Annotated in this window: 3 protein-coding genes and 1 pseudogene; 1 reads left to right on the top strand and 3 read right to left on the bottom strand. The window is 60.1% G+C overall.

Going from position 1 to position 3,964, the window contains the following annotated elements:
• Positions 1-351: pseudogene (gene fabI / locus B2V21_RS04470) on the top strand (enoyl-ACP reductase FabI); the annotation flags it as partial.
• A 183-nt stretch (positions 352-534) separates the two neighbouring features.
• Here the strand turns inward: fabI and B2V21_RS04465 are convergent.
• The 3 genes from B2V21_RS04465 to B2V21_RS04455 form a co-directional block, all read right to left on the bottom strand.
• Positions 535-2,409 carry a SurA N-terminal domain-containing protein gene (locus tag B2V21_RS04465; protein ID WP_286916137.1) on the bottom strand — a complete coding sequence of 625 codons (1,875 nt, stop codon included), beginning with the start codon at positions 2,407-2,409 and terminating at the stop codon, positions 535-537.
• Between the two features lie 171 nt (positions 2,410-2,580).
• A complete protein-coding gene (locus B2V21_RS04460) occupies positions 2,581-2,853 on the bottom strand; it encodes an HU family DNA-binding protein (RefSeq protein ID WP_049858847.1) in 273 nt (90 codons plus the stop codon).
• A gap of 143 nt (positions 2,854-2,996) precedes the next feature.
• Positions 2,997-3,964 (bottom strand): S16 family serine protease (locus B2V21_RS04455; protein WP_286916136.1); only part of this gene is annotated, 968 nt, incomplete at its 5' end.

The raw sequence follows: 3,964 nt of genomic DNA, 5'->3' as shown, positions 1-3,964 counted from the left end.
TACCTGGGCGCCGAGCGCACCATGCCCAACTACAACGTCATGGGCATGGCCAAGGCTTCGCTGGAAGCCGGCGTGCGCTACCTGGCCGGCTCCCTGGGCCCGGAAGGCACTCGCGTCAACGCCGTATCGGCCGGCCCGATCCGCACCCTGGCAGCCTCGGGCATCAAGAATTTCCGCAAGATGCTGGCCGCCAACGAAGCGCAGACCCCGCTGCGTCGCAACGTCACCATCGACGAAGTCGGCAACGCCGGCGCGTTCCTGTGCTCCGACCTGGCGTCGGGCATCAGCGGCGAAATCATGTACGTGGACGGCGGCTTCAACACCACCGCCATGGGTGATATCGAAGAGTAAGCTGGCTTCGGTCGGTTGAAGAAACGCCGCTGATTTCAGCGGCGTTTTTTTATCGCTCGGTTTATCGGTGGCGCAAGGAGTAGTGGTGACATGTGGGAGCGGGCTCTGCCCGCGAAGAGGCCCTTGAATCCACCAAAAAACAAAAGGCCGCATACGCGGCCTTTTGTTCAAACATCCATCACCTCAATACTTGGTGATGTCCGCCTTGGTTTCCAGCAGCTTGCGGTACGCCGCGAAATCCTGCTGACCCATGCGCGACGCCAGGAAGCGACGGTACTGGGTCTTCTCTTCATCGCTAGGCGCCGCAGCTTCGTTCACGCCGTCCAGGCGCAGAACCACGAAGCTACCGTCCTTCAGCGTCACGCTGCTGAACTCGGGCTTGTCCTTGGCTTGCGGCTTGGGCATACGGAACAGTGCCTGCAGCTCGACCGGCTCGATGCCGTCCTGGCCGCGGCTGACCGCTTCCAGCACTTTCCAGGACTGACCTTCCTGACTGGCCGCCAGCGGCACCTTGCCGTCGCGCAGACCGGCCAGCAGCGCTTCGCCCTTGGCCTTCACCTGGGCTGCGGCGTGCTGCCTGGCCAGCTCGGCACGAATCGGTCCGGCCACGGCTTCCAGCGGCAGTTGCTCAGGCTTGCGATGCTCCTTCACGCGCACCACAACCATGGTTTCCGGGTCCAGCTCCAGCGCAGCGCTGTTGGAACCCTCCTCCAGCACTTCAGGGCTGAATGCGGCCTGCACCACGGCACGGCTGGCAGTCACGCCCTGGCTGCCGCCTTCCTTGCCGAACGGCTCGGACGTGTGGACCTTGAGGCCCAACTCCTGAGCAGGCTGCCCCAGGTCCGAGGCCTCGAACGCCGAGTCTTCCAGTTGCTTGGTGGCGGTCACGAAGCGCTGTTCAACTTCCTGAGTCTTCAGGTCGCTGGTCAGCTTGGCCTTGAGGCTGGCGAAGGTCGGTACGTCCGGAGCCTGCACGTCTTCAAGCTTGATCAGGTGCCAGCCGAAATCGGTGCGCACCGGCGCCGAAACCTGGCCCTTGCTCAGGGCATTGAGCGCGGTTTCGAACGCCGGGTCGTACACGCCATTGCCGGCGAAACCGAGGTCACCGCCATTGCTGGCCGAGCCTGGATCCTGGGAGACTTCCTTGGCCAGCTTGGCAAAGTCCTCACCCTTCTCCAGACGTGCCTGCACTTCCTCGATCTTGGCCTTGGCCTGCGCGTCATCGAGCTTGTCATTGACCTCGATCAGAATGTGCGCGGCACGACGCTGCTCGGACAGGTTGGCGATCTCTTTCTGGTAGGCGTCCTGAAGATCCTCGTCCTTCACGGTGACCTGGTCGAAGAACGAAGACTTCTTCAGCTCGACGTAGTCGATGACCACCTGATCAGGGCTCATGAATTCCTTGGCGTGTTCGTCGTAATGCGCCTTGACCTCGTCGTCGGTGACCTTGGTCGCCGACGGGTCTGCCTTGAAGGTCAGCGAAGCGAAATCACGGGTCTGCTTCTCGAGGCGAGCGAACGCGGCAACCTGCTCGTCGGTCACGAAGCTGCTGCCCGCCAGGCCGGCACGCAGCTGGCCGATGAGCATCTCTTCGGAGAGCATCTGACGGAACTGCAGACGGCCGTAGCCCATCTGGCGAATGACCTGGTCGAAGCGTTCGGCGCTGAACTTGCCGTCGACCTGGAACTCAGGCGTCTGCAGCATGATCTGGTCGAGCGCACCTTCGGAGAAGGCGAACTTGGCGTCATGGGCACCTTGCAGCAGCAGCTTGCGATCGATCAGGCCCTTGAGGGCCGCTTCGCGCAGCATCTTGTCGTCGAGCAGGGCTGGATCGAAATCCTTGCCCAACTGTTGCATCAGTTGGCGACGTTGCATCTCGGTCGCCTGACTGAGTTCATTCAAGGTGATCTCGTCACCGTTGACCTTTGCAGCGTCCTGGCTATGGCTGGCGGCCTGGAAGATCGCGTCGAAACCGGTCAGCGCCATCAATACGATGATCAAACCGATGATGGTCTTGGCAATCCAGCCCTGGGAGTTATCCCTGATGTTCTGCAGCATGCATCCCCCGAAAACGGCCGTACAGATAGAGCGACCGCGGAGAGTAATAGGAATCCGGATAGAAGAAAGGCGCATCCGAGGATGCGCCTTCTCGTAACTCGCGGAGCTTGCTCAGCTCCACTCCTGTTGCCGGCATTGCCTGGCAGCAGGTAGCAAAGGCGTAGCCGAAGCTTAGTTGACAGCTTCTTTCAGGGCTTTACCGGCTTTGAAGCTGGGCTTCTTGGCAGCCGCGATTTCCAGGGCCTTGCCGGTTTGCGGGTTGCGACCGGTACGCGCTGGGCGATCAGTCACGGAGAACGTACCGAAACCTACCAACACAACCGAATCACCGGATTTCAGGGCACCCGTCACGGATTCGATCACGGCGTCCAGCGCCTTGCCAGCTGTAGCTTTGGAGATATCAGCAGATGCGGCGATTGCGTCAATCAGTTCCGACTTGTTCACTATAAGTCCCCTTATATCGATATTTTGAGTTGTTTCTAAGTATGTGGTGAAACGTGCGCCGGGTGGCTGTCGACACAGCAAGTGCCGCTTTATAACAAGGGCTCAAAAAAGCTGTCAAGAAAGCCACCCAGTCAAATCAAGGCTCAATGCGTGCTGATTCGTTCCTTGGAATCCGTATCGCGTTTCTCATCCTTGGCGACAATCTCGGGAGCCACATCGGGCAAGGGCTCCGGCGCGTATTGCAGCGCAATTTGCAGGACTTCGTCAATCCATTTAACAGGTTTAATCTGCAGATCCTGCTTGATATTGTCGGGAATTTCCTTGAGATCGCGCACGTTTTCTTCAGGGATGATTACCGTCTTGATTCCACCACGATGGGCCGCCAGCAACTTCTCCTTCAGCCCGCCGATGGCCAATACCTGGCCACGCAAGGTGATTTCGCCGGTCATGGCGACATCGGCGCGTACCGGAATCTGGGTCAGCGCCGAGACCAGTGCGGTGCACATGCCGACACCGGCGCTCGGGCCATCCTTGGGGGTCGCACCTTCGGGCATGTGGATGTGCGTGTCGTGCTTCTCGTGGAAGTCCGCGGCGATTCCCAGGCTCTTGGCACGGCTGCGCACCACCGTCTGCGCCGCAGTGATGGATTCGACCATCACGTCACCCAGCGAACCGGTCTTGATCAACTGGCCCTTGCCTGGGATGACTGCCGCTTCGATGGTCAGCAACTCACCGCCCACTTGAGTCCACGCAAGGCCGGTGACCTGACCGACCTGATCCTGCTGCTCGGCCAGACCGTAGCGGAACTTGCGCACGCCCAGCAGGTGATCCAGCGAATCGGGCGTGACCTTGACCGTGAATTTCTTCAGGTGCGCATGCTCTTTCACCACCTTGCGGCAGATCTTGGCAATCTGACGTTCCAGTCCACGCACGCCCGCCTCGCGGGTGTAGTAACGGATGATGTCGCGAATCGCATCGACCTCGATCTCGACCTCGGTCTTCTTCAGGCCGTTGGCTTCGATCTGCTTGGGCGACAGGTACTTGATCGCGATATTGATCTTCTCGTCTTCGGTGTAGCCCGGAAGACGGATGACTTCCATGCGGTCGAGCA

Source organism: Pseudomonas sp. UBA6276 (genome assembly GCF_002438365.1).
In the GTDB taxonomy this organism is placed as follows: domain Bacteria; phylum Pseudomonadota; class Gammaproteobacteria; order Pseudomonadales; family Pseudomonadaceae; genus Aquipseudomonas; species Aquipseudomonas coleopterorum.
The sequence above is the reverse complement of the archived record's forward strand: the minus strand, read 5'-3'. Positions and strand labels throughout refer to the sequence as shown.